Source organism: Ilumatobacter sp., assembly GCF_046290335.1.
In the GTDB taxonomy this organism is placed as follows: Bacteria; Actinomycetota; Acidimicrobiia; order Acidimicrobiales; family Ilumatobacteraceae; genus Ilumatobacter_A.
This window is the reverse complement of sequence record NZ_JBKAGH010000003.1, coordinates 306,855-322,377: the sequence shown is the minus strand read 5'-3', so window position 1 is coordinate 322,377 and position 15,523 is coordinate 306,855. Positions and strand designations below refer to the sequence as shown.

17 protein-coding genes, 1 tRNA gene and 3 pseudogenes are annotated in these 15,523 nt (G+C 66.5%); 10 read left to right on the top strand and 11 right to left on the bottom strand.

The genetic code is table 11. The features are described 5' to 3' along the window. Positions 1-160: 160 nt before the first annotated feature. Positions 161-556: a hypothetical protein gene (locus ACE37B_RS14085; protein WP_409923952.1), complete on the top strand. Its 396-nt coding sequence runs from the start codon at positions 161-163 to the stop codon at positions 554-556. Positions 557-669: 113 nt separating this feature from the next. Here ACE37B_RS14085 and ACE37B_RS14080 read toward each other — a convergent pair whose 3' ends face one another. Both ACE37B_RS14080 and ACE37B_RS14075 read right to left on the bottom strand, forming a co-directional pair. Then, complete coding sequence (locus ACE37B_RS14080) at positions 670-942, bottom strand: hypothetical protein (RefSeq protein WP_409923951.1); 273 nt, start codon at positions 940-942, stop codon at positions 670-672. Beyond that, complete coding sequence (locus tag ACE37B_RS14075) at positions 942-1,172, bottom strand: hypothetical protein (RefSeq protein WP_409923950.1); 231 nt, start codon at positions 1,170-1,172, stop codon at positions 942-944. Before ACE37B_RS14075 ends, ACE37B_RS14080 begins: the two co-directional genes overlap by 1 nt. A 69-nt stretch (positions 1,173-1,241) precedes the next feature. Here ACE37B_RS14075 and ACE37B_RS14070 point away from each other — a divergent pair. From ACE37B_RS14070 to ACE37B_RS14055, 4 genes and pseudogenes are all read left to right on the top strand, one after another. After that, a pseudogene (locus tag ACE37B_RS14070) lies at positions 1,242-1,463 on the top strand (hypothetical protein); the annotation flags it as partial. A 2-nt stretch (positions 1,464-1,465) separates the two neighbouring features. Beyond that, positions 1,466-1,795, top strand: a pseudogene (locus ACE37B_RS14065) (tyrosine-type recombinase/integrase); the annotation flags it as partial. Between the two features lie 100 nt (positions 1,796-1,895). Then, positions 1,896-2,462 (top strand): DinB family protein, encoded by a 567-nt coding sequence (locus ACE37B_RS14060; protein ID WP_409924342.1) that lies wholly within the window; start codon positions 1,896-1,898, stop codon positions 2,460-2,462. A gap of 506 nt (positions 2,463-2,968) precedes the next feature. Further along, positions 2,969-3,442 carry a HEPN domain-containing protein gene (locus ACE37B_RS14055; protein WP_409924341.1) on the top strand — a complete coding sequence of 158 codons (474 nt, stop codon included), beginning with the start codon at positions 2,969-2,971 and terminating at the stop codon, positions 3,440-3,442. A gap of 83 nt (positions 3,443-3,525) precedes the next feature. Here the strand turns inward: ACE37B_RS14055 and ACE37B_RS14050 are convergent. The 6 genes and pseudogenes from ACE37B_RS14050 to ACE37B_RS14025 form a co-directional block, all read right to left on the bottom strand. After that, positions 3,526-4,611: pseudogene (locus tag ACE37B_RS14050) on the bottom strand (tyrosine-type recombinase/integrase); the annotation flags it as partial. Positions 4,612-4,689: 78 nt separating this feature from the next. Beyond that, positions 4,690-4,765: transfer RNA gene (locus ACE37B_RS14045), tRNA-Thr, on the bottom strand. A 37-nt stretch (positions 4,766-4,802) separates the two neighbouring features. Beyond that, positions 4,803-6,641, bottom strand: coding sequence for a sortase domain-bontaining protein (locus ACE37B_RS14040; RefSeq protein WP_409923949.1), 1,839 nt, complete (start codon positions 6,639-6,641; stop codon positions 4,803-4,805). 12 nt (positions 6,642-6,653) lie between these two features. Next, positions 6,654-7,628: a 23S rRNA (guanosine(2251)-2'-O)-methyltransferase RlmB gene (gene rlmB, locus ACE37B_RS14035; protein WP_409923948.1), complete on the bottom strand. Its 975-nt coding sequence runs from the start codon at positions 7,626-7,628 to the stop codon at positions 6,654-6,656. A 9-nt stretch (positions 7,629-7,637) separates the two neighbouring features. Beyond that, complete coding sequence (ispF, locus tag ACE37B_RS14030) at positions 7,638-8,177, bottom strand: 2-C-methyl-D-erythritol 2,4-cyclodiphosphate synthase (RefSeq protein ID WP_409923947.1); 540 nt, start codon at positions 8,175-8,177, stop codon at positions 7,638-7,640. Next, on the bottom strand, positions 8,174-8,851 hold the full coding sequence (locus ACE37B_RS14025) for a 2-C-methyl-D-erythritol 4-phosphate cytidylyltransferase (RefSeq protein WP_409923946.1): 678 nt from the start codon (positions 8,849-8,851) through the stop codon (positions 8,174-8,176). Before ACE37B_RS14025 ends, ispF begins: the two co-directional genes overlap by 4 nt. A gap of 19 nt (positions 8,852-8,870) precedes the next feature. Between ACE37B_RS14025 and ACE37B_RS14020 the strand changes: the two genes are divergently transcribed. Then, complete coding sequence (locus ACE37B_RS14020) at positions 8,871-9,545, top strand: Crp/Fnr family transcriptional regulator (protein ID WP_409923945.1); 675 nt, start codon at positions 8,871-8,873, stop codon at positions 9,543-9,545. A gap of 118 nt (positions 9,546-9,663) precedes the next feature. Here the strand turns inward: ACE37B_RS14020 and ACE37B_RS14015 are convergent, their stop codons facing one another. The 3 genes from ACE37B_RS14015 to ACE37B_RS14005 form a co-directional block, all read right to left on the bottom strand. Continuing rightward, positions 9,664-10,506 (bottom strand): IS5 family transposase, encoded by an 843-nt coding sequence (locus ACE37B_RS14015; protein ID WP_409921328.1) that lies wholly within the window; start codon positions 10,504-10,506, stop codon positions 9,664-9,666. A gap of 132 nt (positions 10,507-10,638) precedes the next feature. Beyond that, positions 10,639-11,394, bottom strand: a complete 756-nt coding sequence (locus tag ACE37B_RS14010) for an ABC transporter permease (protein ID WP_409923944.1) — start codon at positions 11,392-11,394, stop codon at positions 10,639-10,641. Further along, positions 11,394-12,419, bottom strand: coding sequence for an ATP-binding cassette domain-containing protein (locus ACE37B_RS14005; RefSeq protein ID WP_409923943.1), 1,026 nt, complete (start codon positions 12,417-12,419; stop codon positions 11,394-11,396). The genes ACE37B_RS14010 and ACE37B_RS14005 overlap by 1 nt, the downstream gene beginning before the upstream one ends. A 115-nt stretch (positions 12,420-12,534) precedes the next feature. Here ACE37B_RS14005 and ACE37B_RS14000 point away from each other — a divergent pair, with 115 nt between their 5' ends. The 4 genes from ACE37B_RS14000 to ACE37B_RS13985 all read left to right on the top strand — a co-directional run bounded on the left by ACE37B_RS14000 (position 12,535) and on the right by ACE37B_RS13985 (position 15,494). After that, positions 12,535-13,053 (top strand): ArsI/CadI family heavy metal resistance metalloenzyme, encoded by a 519-nt coding sequence (locus ACE37B_RS14000; RefSeq protein ID WP_409923942.1) that lies wholly within the window; start codon positions 12,535-12,537, stop codon positions 13,051-13,053. Positions 13,054-13,097: 44 nt separating this feature from the next. Then, positions 13,098-14,072: an ATP-binding cassette domain-containing protein gene (locus ACE37B_RS13995; RefSeq protein ID WP_409923941.1), complete on the top strand. Its 975-nt coding sequence runs from the start codon at positions 13,098-13,100 to the stop codon at positions 14,070-14,072. Beyond that, on the top strand, positions 14,069-14,887 hold the full coding sequence (locus ACE37B_RS13990) for an ABC transporter permease (protein ID WP_409923940.1): 819 nt from the start codon (positions 14,069-14,071) through the stop codon (positions 14,885-14,887). The genes ACE37B_RS13995 and ACE37B_RS13990 overlap by 4 nt, the downstream gene beginning before the upstream one ends. A 160-nt stretch (positions 14,888-15,047) precedes the next feature. Beyond that, positions 15,048-15,494 carry an Hsp20/alpha crystallin family protein gene (locus ACE37B_RS13985; protein ID WP_409923939.1) on the top strand — a complete coding sequence of 149 codons (447 nt, stop codon included), beginning with the start codon at positions 15,048-15,050 and terminating at the stop codon, positions 15,492-15,494. Positions 15,495-15,523: the final 29 nt, after the last annotated feature.

Below are 15,523 nucleotides of genomic sequence, written 5' to 3'. Positions count from 1 at the left end.
CGAGTCAGACCAGGTCGGGAACGACGCCGAACCTACGTGGAAGGCTCAACGGTGATCGAGCCCCACACACATCCGGTGCACCCAACAACATCCTCCCTGCCGGATCTGCTCGGCCAGGCGTCTGGCTGTCGACCTGATCTCACGCGCCTACCATGAGTCCATGGCGTTCCAAGTTGCGACGACTGGCACTTCGGTGGCCGTCGAGCTGAGCGGCTGGGACCGAGCGATGAACCGGCGGCGGCGTGTCGAGTTCGATACGGAAGGAATCAGTGAGGTCTCGGTCGCCGATCGATCGTCACTCGAGATCATGATCGATCACCGGGCATTGGGATGCGGAACCCACAATGGATCGAAGCGACCGGGCCGTCGCCGAATTGGCACGATGCTCGGGCGCGGCGTCCCCGGCAAACAGTTCTGGGCGGCGCGCAAGGGGCCTTGCTCGTCGCAGCTGGTCGTCCTCGACCTCGTCGGCCATGAGTTCGTTCGAGCGGTCCTCGACGTGGAAGAACCAGAGTCCTTCCTGGCCTCGATCGCGGAGGCATTGGATCGGACCTGATCGCAGCACATCGGACGACCGCTCAACTGCGGTTTCGCTGGCGAACTGGCTACCGCGACTGGTCACTCCGAGTCACACAGATCGGCACGTCCTGAGCGTTCTTGCGAGCGTCGTCAGCTGGTCTCGATGACTGCGCCGTATCGCTGCTGAGCAGCTTGGGCTGAGGTGCCCAGAAGCTCGCCGATGCGCTGCCAAGGGACACCCTTGGCACGGGCGGCGGTGACGGCGTCAATGATCTGGCGCTCACCGCGGGCTCGGGCGAGGGCGGCGCGTTCGAGCAGGTACTCCTCGACTGGGCGCTCGTCGCCAGGCTGGGGTTCGTAGTCCTCGAACCGCTGTGCGAGTTCGTCGGCGTGGTCGAGAATCTCTTGGATCGATCGGGGCATCAGGTCTCCAGGAACTTCGGTCGGGCCGCCATGGCATGGACGATGAACTCGACACCCTCGGCGTCGGTCACGCCGATCTCGAGCAGGCCAGCGGCTCGGTCGGGGCCGATGAGCATGGTGAGGTCGTCGAGGTCGAACACTCGGATCGGGTTGCGGTAGGCGTGGAGCATGTCTTCGTCGTCGATCCCGTGCTCTCGTGCGCTGGCCAAGAACACCGGATCCACATCCATCAACTTACCTTGATGCGGCTCTGCTCGGGTGATCGGCTCGGTTCTCTATCCATCTGAAGGAGAATCATCATGCACACCACCACTCATCGCAGCGAGTCGGTCGGCCAGCTCGTCCTGGTCGACGTCGATCCGACCCGTCAGCAGGTCAACCGGGCGATCGCCGGGTTCCTGGCCGGCTACTCCGGCGCCACGCTCAAGGCCTACCGCCTCGACCTACGTCAATGGGTCGGCTGGATCGACACAGCCGGTCTCGGCGTGTTCGTCGTCGAGCGGGCCCACATCGAGCTCTACGCCAGATGGTGCGAATCCGAAGGCAAGGCACCCGCCACGATCGGGCGTCGGTTGTCCACGACGGCACCCGCCGCCTCGACCGCCACGCCTCAGCCAGGATCGTCCGCCGACTCGCCAAGAAGGCCGGCATCGACAAGCGCATCTCGCCGCACTCGCTACGGCACTCGTTCATCACCGCCGCCCTCGGCGCCGGAGTCCCTCTACGCGACGTCCAAGAAGCCGCGTCGCACGCCGACCCGAGAACGACGATGCGCTACGACCGAGGACGAGGATCACTCGACCGCCACGCCACCTACATCGTCTCCACCTTCGTCGCCGGCGCCAGCCGCTGACCCCACCGAGCGGTCGCCGGACCTTCCGACCCGGGGCCGGCGACCCGCTCGGATACTGCCGGTTCTTTCGCTGGGTGGTGGAGTCTGCTACGCCGTCGATATGCGTGGCTCTCGAGGACCCGCTGGGTTGCGCTGTGTCGGCTCAGGAATCAGACTTTGGCTCATGTCTTCAGATCAAGACCGTGTCCGGCCAGTTCAGCATGGTCCCGAGCGTCAGATGCTCGAATCGATGCTCGACTTCTTCCGATCGACAGTTGTCAGCAAGGCGATGGGACTGACCGACGAGGAGGCAGCCGCCGCAGCGGTGCCGACCACGACACTGACCATCGCCGGTCTCGTCAAGCACCTCACTGCAACAGAGCGCTTCTGGTTCAGCATCGACTTCGCCGACCGTGACGTCGATTGGCCCTGGACCGACGACGATCCACATGGTGCTTTCACACTCTCGACCGATGAGACAATCGGCGATCTCATCGCCCGGTACCGGGACGAGTGCGACAGCTCTCGACGCGCCGTGCTCGACAGTGATCTCGATGACACGGCGCTTGGGCAGGACATGACGTTCACTCTGCGGTACGCCTATCTCCACATGATTGAGGAGACCGCACGTCACTGCGGCCATCTCGATCTCATTCGGGAAGCAATCGACGGGAGCGTCGGTCAATAGCTCGATCGCTACCCGCTCAAGAACCGCATTCGCTGACGCGGTTGTCCACCACTCAGGTACGGCACGTACCGCTCGGTCGCCACGTGCCGGGACCCGAGCGATTGTCCCGTTGCGTAACGCACATCGCCGCGCTGTATCGCCGGCGAAGTGTTTGAGGTTCGACCGCCAGGTGGGTAGCGCACAATCAATCGTTCCAGGAGGCGTCGGCGCCGCCCGACACGACGGGACGCACGATCACGGTGGAGATACACGATCAGACCTCGTCAGGCGCCTCGGGCATCCGCCCATCACTACATCCGGCTCCTCCGCTGTCCGGCCGCACAGCACCCGCGCCGTCCGCTCGTTCCGGGGAGCCTGGACCTCGCCGCTGAGGCGCTGGAACTCGGCTTTGCAGGGCGGAGACCTCCCCTGCCCCTGCCGAAGGCGGCCGCGGCCGCTTCCATGCGTCGTTCGAGTCGGTCCGCCTCGGCGGTTGCGGATCGCTCTCGGGGTCGGGGCAGCACCTCGTGTGCGAGAGCGGTGGGACGGCGACAGCGACATCGACCTGCTCGTCGTGCTCGATTCATTCGACACTCGCGACGCCATCGATCTCGAGGTTCGAGCCTTCGACATCGCGACCACCAGCGCACCGTTCGACGTGTCGTTCACCGACCCAAAGCGCTACCTCGAACGCTCCCGGGTCGCCGGCACCATCGAACGGGCGACGGTCCTCGACGGCCGTTGCCTGTACCAACGTGACTGAGCCAGCGGATCCGTCGGCTGCAACGGCGCTCAACTGGCTCGCCAAGGCCGCTGACGACCGCACCATCGCCGAGTTGGTTCTGGACTCCGACGTCGGCATCGAGTGGGCGGCCTGCTTCCACGCGCAGCAAGCCGCCGAGAAGGCGGTCAAGACCGTGCTCGTCCACCTCGGCGTCGACTTTCCGAAGTCGCCTCCGCCTCGCCGAACGAAGCTCACGGCACGGGCAGCCGTACTTTGACGATCGACCGAGAGCGCTACTCGTAGAGGCCCGCAATGTGGCCCGGCACCGTCCCGGCGAACAGCCTGCGGAACGTGCGAGTAGATGTCCATCGTGACAGCGATCGTCGCGTGTCCGAGCTGCTCCTGAACGACCTTCGGATGGACACCGGCGGCGAGCCCATTCGTCGCCAGCGTGTGTCGCACATCGTGCAGCCGGATCTTGGGGACGCCGGCTCGTGCGATCGCTGCGGCGAACATCTTCGTGAGGCGTTGCGGCAAGAGCGGCTCGCCCGATTCGTCGACGAACACGTAGCCGGACTCGATCCAAGCCACCCCCGCAGTCGCTCGTTCCAACACCTGGCGATCGAGGTGCTCGCGAAGCAAGGCGACGGTCGGATCGGCGAGAAGGAGCTGTCGTTGGCTTCGCGCCTTCGGCGTCGTAGTGACGGTCTTGCTGCCCGCCGTCGTCCGCTGCTGCGAGACCGTCAGCGTCCCCTCATCCAGATCCATGTCGCTCCACCGGAGGCCAGCGAGTTCACCCCGGCGCGTGCCCGTGTGCGGGGCCAGCGCCCACAGCCCACGCAACCGGTCCTCGGCAAGCGAGTCGAGAAAGCGACGGGCCTCATCGGACGTCCACACCGACATCTGCTGGTGCTCGCCCTTCGGGACCCGCACCGAACTCGCAGGGTTGGCCGGCATCACGTTCCACCGGACAGCGTCAGCAAGGGTCCGGTGAAGAACCCGGTGCGCAAGCTTCACCGAGTTCGCTGCGAGCGGTGTGCCGTCACGGCGACCATGATCGAGCAGTACCCCATGCCATCGCTTGAGATCCATCGGCGACAGTTCGGCCAATCTGATCGACCCGATGTGTGGCATCACGGAGTTCTCGAGGACTTCGCGGTGGTTGGTCCAGGCCGTGAGAGCAAGTTCCGGCTTCACCGTGTCGATCCACGTCTCGAGGAAGTCACGAACGGTCTGCTTGGACGGTGTGACGTACGTACCCTTCTGCAGACCTGCGAGCGCCTCGTTCAGCGCGGCCTGCGCTTCACGCTTGGTGGCGAAGTTCCCAACCTGCCGTTGGCGCCGCTTGCCCGCGTCATCGACGCCGAGGTCGATCCGGTACCCCCGGGATGCGCCCGGCGATCGTGGCTTGCGAAGTGCACCCTTCTCGGGCCCACGCGACTGCATGGTGGACACTTCGTGGACACCAGCCCGGCCTGAGAGCGGAAGCCTCATCCGGAAAATGCCTCTGAGCTGGGGTGATAGTGGAGCCGGGTGCGAGAGTCGAACTCGCGACCACATGATTACAAGTCAAGTGCTCTACCAACTGAGCTAACCCGGCGAGATCGGGTCACGATATCGGCGCAGAACGCGACGGGTCAGTTCGAGACCGGGATGGTGTCTTCCCAGCGGACGAGGCGCAGGCGCACGATGATCCGATACAGCAGACTCGTCGGCGCCCACGGATCGGGGTACGCCGCCTTCGACGAGTCGTTGCCGACCGTGCACGCGATCAAGGTGAGGGTCTCCTCGTTCGACCGGAACTGCGACGCTCCGAGGATCTCGTCGGGCCGATCGCTGGTCAGCACACGGTCGACGTACTCGTAGGTGTACTTGCGTTGATCGTTGGTGAAGATCGCCACCTGGTCGCCAGCACGCATGGTGTGGATCTGGCGCCACGGGCCGCCGGCGTCGGTGCGATGCGCGAACGTCGCGATGGCGTGCCCTTGGCCGACGAGGCCCGTACCCGTCCAGTGCCACACGTCGCCTCGGTTGACGACCACCTCCGACACGCCGTCGGTGACGTTGCGTCCGAGGCCGAGCCGCGGGATCGTCATCCAATACGGCGTCGGCGCGGCGGGCGGATCGGGATCGACCGGCGGGAACGCGTAGTCGGCCTGCACCGGGCCGGACGGCGACGCCTTGAACCAGCCGACCACGTCGCAGATCACATCGCCACCCGACGACGAGTAGCACTCGACGCCTTTCACGCTGACCTGGGCGATCGCATGATTCGACAGCGTCTGGCTCGGGCCCGTCACGTTCAGGTTCGACACCTCGGCGCGCCGTGTCTGCGCACCGAGCAGCGTGAAGTAGCCCGGACCCATCGTGCGCGTGACCGCGAGGTTCATCGCGACCGCACTCGCCTGGTTCGCGTACGCCGATGGCAGCGTGAACGCTCGGGTCCAGCGCGGCCACAAGCGCTTCTTGCCGCCGTCACCACGACGTGTGTCGAGCAAGCGGGCCGGCTCGATCGGAACGAACTGTCCGGTCGTCGACCTCGCAGCTCCCGGCCCGGTCATGAACCCGGCGATGTCGACGACGAGATGCGCGCCGCGCTCGAGGAACACGTTGAACCCGAGTCGACCGCCCGAGTCGGTGCCGAGCTTGACCATCGTGCCGATGCCTCGGGTCTGGTCGGTTTCGACGTTGAGCGTCGAGGTTCCGGGGTTGTCCTCACCGAACGGATAGGCGGTGATGAACCCGCGACTGGTTGCCTTGACCGCGGTGATGTTGGCAGACACCGCTTGCGCATCGCTGTCGATCGAACCCAGCGAGACGAGCGACGACAGGTCGACCCGAACGACCGAGCCCGCAGCCGGCTTGGAGCCACCGCGCGTGTCGAGGGCTCGCCGCGGCACCGGCAACAACCGATAGCGCCCCTCACGCACCGGTTCGCCACCGGTCGGGACGTAGACACCGACGAGGTCGAGGACGATCTCACATCCCTTGTCCGCCAGCACGTCGACGGCACCGCCCTGCCCCAACTTCACGGTCACCAGGTTCGGTGACACGTTGTTGAGCCCGGTCATGTTGAGGCTCGCCGTGCCCGGCCACGATGTACCGGTCGGGTACGCCGACAAGAAGTTGCCGACGGTCGACTGGTTGATGCCGACGAGCGTGAACACCGCAGCCGACGCTTCGGCGGGCACCGTGTCGGTGGTGCCGTTGATCGTCCGTCCGGTGACCTGGACTCGGATCACCTTGCTGTTCACACGGGTGTAGCCGAAGTTGCCGAATCTGGCACGCGTGTCGACGAGTCGCGTCGGCGTCACCACCCGGAACGCGGAGTAGTCGGTCGCGGCCGACGCGCGAGACGTCGGTAGCAGCGAGGAACCGGCGATGACTCCCACCGCTCCGGCGGCCCCGGCGATGAAGCCGCGACGGCCGACACCCAGCGCAGACGCGACGTCTGGAGCGGGGGCAACGTCGTCCATGCGTGCCTGATTCTACGATCCCGCCCGACGAACCCGGGTGATCTGATAGGCGGAAAGTGCCGCCGCGGCCGAAACATTCAATGAACTGACGCCGCCGAGCATCGGAATCGACACGATCAGATCGCACCGCTCGCGCACCAAGCGGGAGAGGCCGGCACCTTCGGCGCCGAGCACGAGGCAGATCGGCTCCTTCGCCAGATCGACCAACTCGAACAAGTCTTGATCGGCGGCGTCGTCGAGCCCCACGATCCAGATCCCGTGATCCTTCAACTGCTTGAGCGTCGCGGGCAGCCCGGGCACGAGCGCGATCGGCATGTGCTCGACGGCACCGGCGGACGCCTTGGCCACCGTCGGCGTCACATGCACCGCTCGGTGACGTGGGAGCAACACCCCCGACACCCCGGCGCCGTCGCAGCTGCGGATGATCGCTCCGAGGTTGCCGGGATCCGTGACGCCGTCGACGGCGACGAGGAACGGTGACGCTCCGTCACGGCCGATGCGCATCAGCTGGCCCAGATCGGCTTCGGGAATGTCCGCCGCGAACGCGACGACACCCTGCGGCGCATCGGTCCGCGCCTCGCGCTCGACCTTCGCTTTGGCGACGTACGCGACCGGCACCCGCCGTGCGTTGGCGATCATCACGATGTCCTCGACGCCGGGATCACCTTCGAGCTCCGCGCTGATCCAGATCTCGTGGACCTTGCGCCGCTCCCCCATCAGGAGTTCACGCGTCGGCTGGCGTCCCTCGACCTGGCGGCCACCGAGCGACTTCGGCCCGCCCACCTTGCCGCCGGGCTTCGCCGCGCCCGGAGCGTTCGGGCTCGACCCCGTTCGGGCCGCGCCCGGCCGACCGGAACCACCGCGGCCAGCACCCGGACGACCGCCACCCGGCCGCCCCGCGCCCGGCCGCCCCGCGCCCGGACGACCCGAACCGGGGTTCGAGCCTCGCGACCCACCGCCTTTGCCTCGACCTGTCGGCTTGCTCATCGTCGATTCCTACTCTTCTTCATCGTGGACCGTCCCCGGGCCGATGCGCTCGTCGTCGCGTTCGCGCACGAGCAGCGCGGTGGCGAAGCACACGATGCCTTCACCGCGGCCGATCGCACCGAGTTGTTCGGCCCGGTTGCCCTTGATGGTGACCGGGGCACCGACGGCGTCGGTGAGGTTGCGTTGCATCTCGTCGCGTCGAGGCGCCAACTTGGGTCGTTCACAGACCACGGCACAATCGATGTTCGCGACCGTCCAGCCGTCTTCGGAGACGAGCGCGACGACGTGGCGCAGCATCGCCATCGAGTCGGCCCCTGCCCAGGTCGGATCGGTGTCGGGGAAGTGCATCCCGATGTCGCCGAGCCCGGCCGCGCCGAGCAGCGCGTCGCTGCACGCGTGTGCGATGGCATCGGCGTCGCTGTGACCCGCAAGGCCGCGCTCACCCTCGAAGTGACAACCCGCGAGGATCAGTCTCCGCTCCGGGTCGTCGCTGAACTGGTGGACGTCGAAGCCCTGCCCGACTCTGATCGCGCTCGCACGGATCCTCATCCGTCGCTCCGTTCCCGACCGGACCGCATCTCGTGGCGCGTCGCGAAGCGTGCGCGGGTCCAGGCCAGGTCGTCGGGTTCGGTGATCTTGCGGTTGTCGACGTCACCAGGCACCACGACGACGCGGCCTCCCGTGCGTTCGATCAGCCCGGCGTCGTCGGTCGCGTCGCCGCCCGCGGCATGCGCGGCTCGGAGGCGGTCGGCGCGGAACGCCTGGGGAGTCTGCACGGCCACCAGTGTGCTCCGATCCGGAGTGTCGACCACGTCACCAGCGGCTGTATCGATGATCTTGATGGTGTCGGTCACCGGGATACCGGGCACGGCGGCGTCGGCTCCGTCGATCACCGCGTCGACGACACGTTCGTAGATGTCGAGACTGGCCAGCGGCCGGGCGGCGTCGTGCACGCAGATGATGTCGACGTCGTCGGGGATCGCCGCGAGCCCGGCGCGTACCGAGTCGCTGCGGGTCTCGCCTCCTGCGACACCGCCTTCGCGCTCGGCATCGTCGGCGGGAACGACGACGACCACGCCGTCGGAGAACGCCTCGGCCGTCGCACGAGAATGGTCGATGACGCGTCGGTCGTCGAGTAGCTCGTACTGCTTGAGGCGCCCGAAGCGTTGGCCGCGTCCTCCGCCGACGACAATCGTCCACACTTTGAACTCGCTACGCGGCACGCTGCCGGAGGGTAGTACCGTGACGGGCGTCATGGCCCACGAAGAGATCCTCGCCCGAACCGACTTCTTCGCCGACGCCGACCCTGAGGCTCTCAGGCTCGTCGCCGACGCGGGTCGCGAACGTCACCTCATCCGCGGTGACGTCCTGTTCAACGAAGGTGATCCGCCGAACGCGTTGTACCTCGTGCTGCGCGGCCGGTTGGCGATCGCCATCGCCAACCCGATCGACCGACGTGAAAGTGTCGTCGCGTTGATGGAACCCGACGATCTGTTCGGTGAGATGGGGATGCTCGACGATGGACCGCGTTCGGCGATGGCCCGTGCGCTGGAGCCGACCACGGTGCTCGAGATCCCGTTCGAACCGGTCCTGCACATGTTCGACCAGTACCCCAAGCTGCTGTGGAACGTCACCCGGCTCCTCGCACAGCGGATCCGGGTGACCGACGAGGCGCTGGCCGACTCGGTGTTCCTCGACGTCACCGGTCGGACGGCGAAGCGACTCCTCGAATTGGCCGATGGGGCCGATCAGTTCGTCCTCCCCGTCACTCAGGAGGAACTGGCCGGCATGGTCGGTGCGTCACGCGAGCGAGTCAACAAGGCCATCGCCAGCTTCATCCGCCTCGGTTGGCTCGAACAACACGACCGCACCTACACCATCACCCAGCGCGACCGCCTCGAACTCCGCGCCCGCTGACATCACCCCAGCGCGTCAACGTGCTGCAACGTGGTGTCACGTCAACGTGGTGTCAGACACCAGGTTGACGTCAACGTGGTGTCATCAACGTGGTGTCATCAACGTGGTGTCAGGAGCGTCAGCGGATAGGGCGGTAGTTGGTGTTGCGGTGGTCGATGAGTCGTGCGGTGATGAGGAACACGGTTGCGAGGCAGAGGGCGGCGTGGCGGTGTGTTGCTCGGCGGTCGGTGTTGCGTTGGATTTGGCCGTAGTTGGTGAACCAGGAGTGGGTGCGTTCAGCGACCCAGCGGCGCCCGAATCCGACGAGTTGGATGCGGCCCTGACCTGGCTGGTTTCGTGGGATCACGTTCACGTCGCCGATCGTGTAGTCGGCGAGTCTGTCGGGGAGTGATTTGTAGCCGAATCCTCGGTCGAGGTGCAGGGTGCCGATCCGTGCGGTGACGGGATGTGCGGTGATCGCGTTGAGGGTGGGTTGCAACAGTCGGTAGTCCTGGCGGTTTGCGCCGTCGATGACCCAGCCGATCGGGATGCCGTCGGCGTCGACGCCGGCGCACCACTTCCAGCCCAGACGACCGTGGGTTTTCGGGCCTGCAGCGGTTCCTTCACCCCCGCACGGGGCAAAGTGTTCGCTGCCGTCGATGGTGACATGGGTCGGGTCCAGACCGATGATTCGGTCGTACGCGGCCAGTGCTTGCTCGAGCAGTTGATCGAACACCCCGGCGTCGATCCACTCGTCGCGACGGGACCGCAGGGTGGTGTCGGACACGGTGTAGCCCATCAAGAACTCGACGGTCTCCCACGATGCGCCCGTCACGAGACGAATCAACAGACCCCGCAAACAGACCAGGTCGTCGATACGGGGCCGATGACAACCCAACGGATGTTCGGGCCGGTCCGGGAGCAAGCCTCGGATCGTTTCGAACACCGCATCGTGGACTTCAGAATCGAGCGCGCGCATCATATGGGTGACCTCCCCGGTCGGTTAGTTGGGTCGCACTCGGTATGAAAACCGAGCCAACCCACCGACCGGTGGATGGTCACCTATCCGCGCGACCTCCAGACACCAGGTTGATGCGCGTCGATGCTGGTGACGTCAGACGTCGCGGCGGCGGTTGGTGACCATGGCGAGACCGAGTAGCGCCAACACCACCACGGCGAAGAACAGCGCTCCGGTGACGCGGCCGTGACCGAACTCGCTCGAATCGGGACTGATGAGCCCCAAACCCGACTGGTAGGGCAGGAACAGCTCCGGTTCGTCGACGTCGGCGACCGACAGCACCCCGGCGATCACCGTCTCGACCAACAACGGCCACAGGATGGCGGTCGCCACCGCAGCCGGCGAGTTCCGCAACAGCAGGCCGAGTGCGTAGCCGAACAGTGCGAGGATCGTGAACAACACGGGGATGCCGAGCACGACGGCGAGCGATCCGTCGGACCCCGACAGCCCGATGCTCGCTCCACGAATGTTGAACACGATCACACCGACGAGGTATGAGCCGGCCCCGATCACGAAGCCGATCACGGCACCGACGACGGCGAGCACGATCGCCTTGGCCGAGAACACCGTCATCCGTGACGGCGTCGCAGCGAGGGTCGGACGGATCGTGTTGTGCGCGAACTCCGACGTGATGGCAAGCGCCGACACGACACTCACCAGCAACCCGGCCACGACCGAGGTCCCGCCGACGAGGCTCGCGAGGTCGGCGTTGTCGAACGTCTCGGGCTGACCGTTCAACATGGCGACCAGCAAGGTGATGACCAATACGAAGCCGCCGGCGATGCCCCACAGGATCAGGTGGAGTGGAATGGTGCGCAGCTTGAGCCACTCGGAACGGATGACGTTGCCCATCACCGACCACCCTGCGCTGGACCAGGCGGCATTCCCGGGGGCCCGGTGGGTGGACCCGGCGACTGGCCGGGCGGCTGTCCTGTCACCTGGCCGGACGGCTGTGCGCTCTGCGGTCGGCTGCGGTACTCCTGCGAGCTCGCCGTGGCGCGCAAGAACGCGTCCTCGAGCGAGTCCCGGCGCAGCATGAGCTCGTGGAGGACGATGCCGTTCGCAGCGGCGATCTCCCCGACACGGTCGATCCCGATGCCACGGAACGCCGCCGCTGCCGCAGGCGCGGCCGGATCGACGGGGGCAGCGGAGGCGCCCGACGAACGGACCAGTTCGACGAGCTGCGCGAGCTGCGGGCTCCGAACCTGGACCCAGGCGTCGGAATGCCGATCGACGAACGCTTCGACCGGACCCGCCTCGACGAGTCGGCCCTGACCGATCACGATCAGGTCGGTGGCGATCAACGACATCTCCGAGAGCAGGTGGCTGCTGACGAGGACCGCGCGCCCCTGCGATGCGAGATGGCGAAGCAGGTCGCGAATCCAGCGGATGCCCTCGGGGTCGAGGCCGTTCGCCGGCTCGTCGAGGATGATCGTGTGCGGGTCACCGAGCATCACGCCGGCGAGCCCGAGCCGCTGGCGCATGCCGAGCGAGAAGCCCTTCACCGCCCGGCCGGCCGCGTCTCCGAGGCCGACCATGTCGATCACTTCGTCCACTCGAGCGAGGCTCATGCCGCTGGCGGTCGCCATCCAACGCAGATGATCGCGTCCGCTGCGGGCCGGGTGGACGTAGCCGGCGTCGAGCAGCGAACCGACCTCGTCGAGCGGATTGGCGAGTTCCCCATAGAGCCGGCCACCGAAGCGCGCCTCGCCGGACTGCGCGTGGTCGAGGCCGAGCATGCAACGCATCGTCGTGCTCTTGCCCGACCCGTTGGGTCCGAGGAACCCCGTCACCCTGCCGTCGAGGACGTCGAAGCTCAGGTCGTCGACGGCGGTGAGGTCACCGAAGCGCTTCGTGATGTTGCGTACTTCGATCACGGGCTGGACTGTAGACGGAGGCGACGTTCGACACGGGCCCATCGCGCAGTTCCCCGCCTTCCGATTTCATATTGACATCGGTCGATATGTTGATATCGTATCGAACATCGCCGATATGAGAGCTGCGGCTCGAAGCTCGACGGACGCCAGCCCGCTCGCCACCGGCGAGCACCAACCCACGATGGAGATCCTGATGCGACTGCAACTCGCCCTCAACGTCCGCGACCTCGAGGCCGCGATCGACTTCTACTCGAAGATGTTCGACGCCACCCCCGCCAAGCGCAAACCGGGCTACGCCAACTTCGCGATCGACCAACCGCCGCTCAAGCTGGTGCTGTTCGAGACCCCCGACGGCGACGAACTCCAGCACCTGAACCATCTCGGCGTCGAGGTGCTATCGAGTGGCGAGGTAGCCGCCGCCGAGGCGCGCCTGTCGGCGTCCGGCCTCGAGACCACCGGTGTCGACGACACCATCTGCTGCTTCGCGGAGAAGACCGAGACCTGGCTCGAGTCGCCCGAGGGCGCTCGCTGGGAGTGGTACGTCAAGACCGGCGATGCCGAGACGATCGAGTTCGCCAGCGTCGGCGCTGCCGCGTCCGAAACGGTCTGTTGCGCACCCGACACCGCGACCTGATCGAGCAGCAGACTGTCACACGGTCCTGCGAAGATGAGCGCCACATGAGCGCCATCACCACACGACAACTCAAACGGGCCTTCGGCGACAACCTCGCCGTCGACGGCATCGACCTCGACGTCGACCACGGCGAGATCTACGGCTTCCTCGGGCCCAATGGTGCCGGCAAGTCGACGATGGTCAAGATGCTGTGCACGTTGCTCGTCCCCACCTCCGGGTCGGCGCGTGTCGCCGGCTTCGACGTGGCCGACGCCGCCGGCGAGATCCGGCTGCGCATCGGCGTGGCCTTGCAGGATTCGTCGATCGACGGCCGCCAGACCGGCCGCGAGATGCTCGAACTGCAGGCCGCCCTCTACGGCCTGTCCGCGAAGCACACCGCCCAGCGCATGGACGACGTGATCGGGCTCGTCGACATCGGCACGGCGATCGACGATCGAGTCGGCTCCTACTCGGGCGGCATGAAGCGCCGGCTCGATCTGGCCATGTCGCTGATCCACAAGCCGCAGATCCTGTTCCTCGACGAGCCGACGACCGGCCTCGACCCGGCGAGCCGTCAGGCGGTGTGGGACGAAGTGCGCTCGCTCAACCGCGAGGGGATGACGATCTTCCTCACGACGCAGTACCTCGAGGAGGCCGACGAGTTGGCCGACCGCGTCGGCATCATCGCCAGAGGCAAGCTCGAAGCCGAAGGCACACCGACCGACCTGAAGCGCTCCATCGGCAACGACCTCATCATCGTCGAGGTCGACGGCGACGACGCGGCCACGACGGCAGCAGCCGACGTCGTGCGTGCGATCGACGGGATCGAGTCGGTCGACACCCACGGCAACGAACTCCTCGCCGCCGCCGCCAGCGGCGCGTCGTCGATCGCGGCGGTGGCCGTGGCGCTCAACGCCAAGGAGATCGCCGTCCGAGGGCTCACGCTGCGCACGCCCACGCTCGACGACGTGTTCCTCGACGTCACCGGCGCAAAGTTGTCGGCCGGCACCCCCAGCACCGACGGAGAGGAGGCGTCATGACCGCAACGAACGACACCACGACGACCACGAACGACGAGCCACTCGCTCGGCGAGCGTCGATCGTGCACGACCTACGCACGATCGCCAAGCGTTCGTGTCGCAGCGTGTTCCGCGAACCGGAGTTCTTCATCCCGGCGCTGATCATCCCGGTGTTCTTCTTCGTGGTCAACATCGGCGCACTGCAAGACTTCGCGCAGTCGTCGGGCGTCGTCACCGACTTCAAGGCGTTCCAACTGCCGGTGGCGATCATCTTCGCCGTCACCGGGGTCTCGAGAGCGAGCGCGCTCGTCGTCGACATCCAGAGCGGCTACTTCGACCGGCTGCTGCTCACCCCGATCCGCCGCCCGATGCTGTTGCTCGGGTTGATGGTGGCCGACCTGATGGCCGTCATGATGCTGGCGATCCCGGTCACCGCGCTCGGCCTGATCCTCGGCGTCGAGTTCGGTACCGGCGTGCTCGGCATCATCGCGTTCTTGCTGTACGGCTCGGCGTGGGGTTTGGCGTTCGCCGGGTTCCCGTACGCCATCGCGCTCAAGACGGGGAACCCCGCGGCCGTCAACTCGTCGTTCGTCCTGTTCTTCCCGTTCGCCTTCCTGACGACCACGTTCCTGCCGAAGGAAGCGCTGACGGGCTGGCTGGCGACGGTGGCGACCTACAACCCGGTCACGTACGTGCTCGCCGGGCTCCGAAGTCTGCTCTCACCCGACTGGGAGTGGGGCGAACTCGGCAAGGGGATGCTCGCCATCCTGCTCGTCACGGCCGTCAGCTTCGGGTTGGCCTCGGCCGCCATGCGAGGCCGGGTCGCCCGACGCTGACGGTCACCCGTTGCGCAACTTTCATGACTGATACGTTGCATTAATGCTGAGTCGCTGCATATCATCTTTCTCAGCTTCGCCGCACCCACCGGGAGCGATCGACCGAAGCAGCAACCGATCCGGCCGCCTCGGGTGGCCCCGCAACGACAAGGAGATTTCGATGCTCGTCATGAACACCCCGTTCCGTGAACTCGATTCGCTCTTCGACCAGCTCACCGGTCGAGGCAGCGTCAGTGCCGCCGGCAACTCGATGCCGATGGACGCCTATCGCCGTGATGGCGACGTGTGGGTCCACCTCGACCTTCCCGGCGTCGCCGCCGACAGCCTCGACGTCGCCGTCGAGCGCAACGTCCTCACGGTCAGCGGCGAGCGCAACTGGCAGCGCCAAGATGGCGACCAGCTGTACCTCGCCGAGCGTCGGCGTGGCACGTTCCGCCGTCAGGTCACCCTCGGCGACGGTCTCGATGCCGAAGGCATCGAAGCCGACTACACCGACGGTGTGTTGACCTTGCGCATCCCGGTGGCCGAGAAGGCCCAGCCACGCAAGATCAACATCACCAACGGCGGCTCGAACTCCCAGCCGGCGATCGAGACCACGGCGAGCTGAGACCACGGCGAGCTGAGCTCGCCACCACA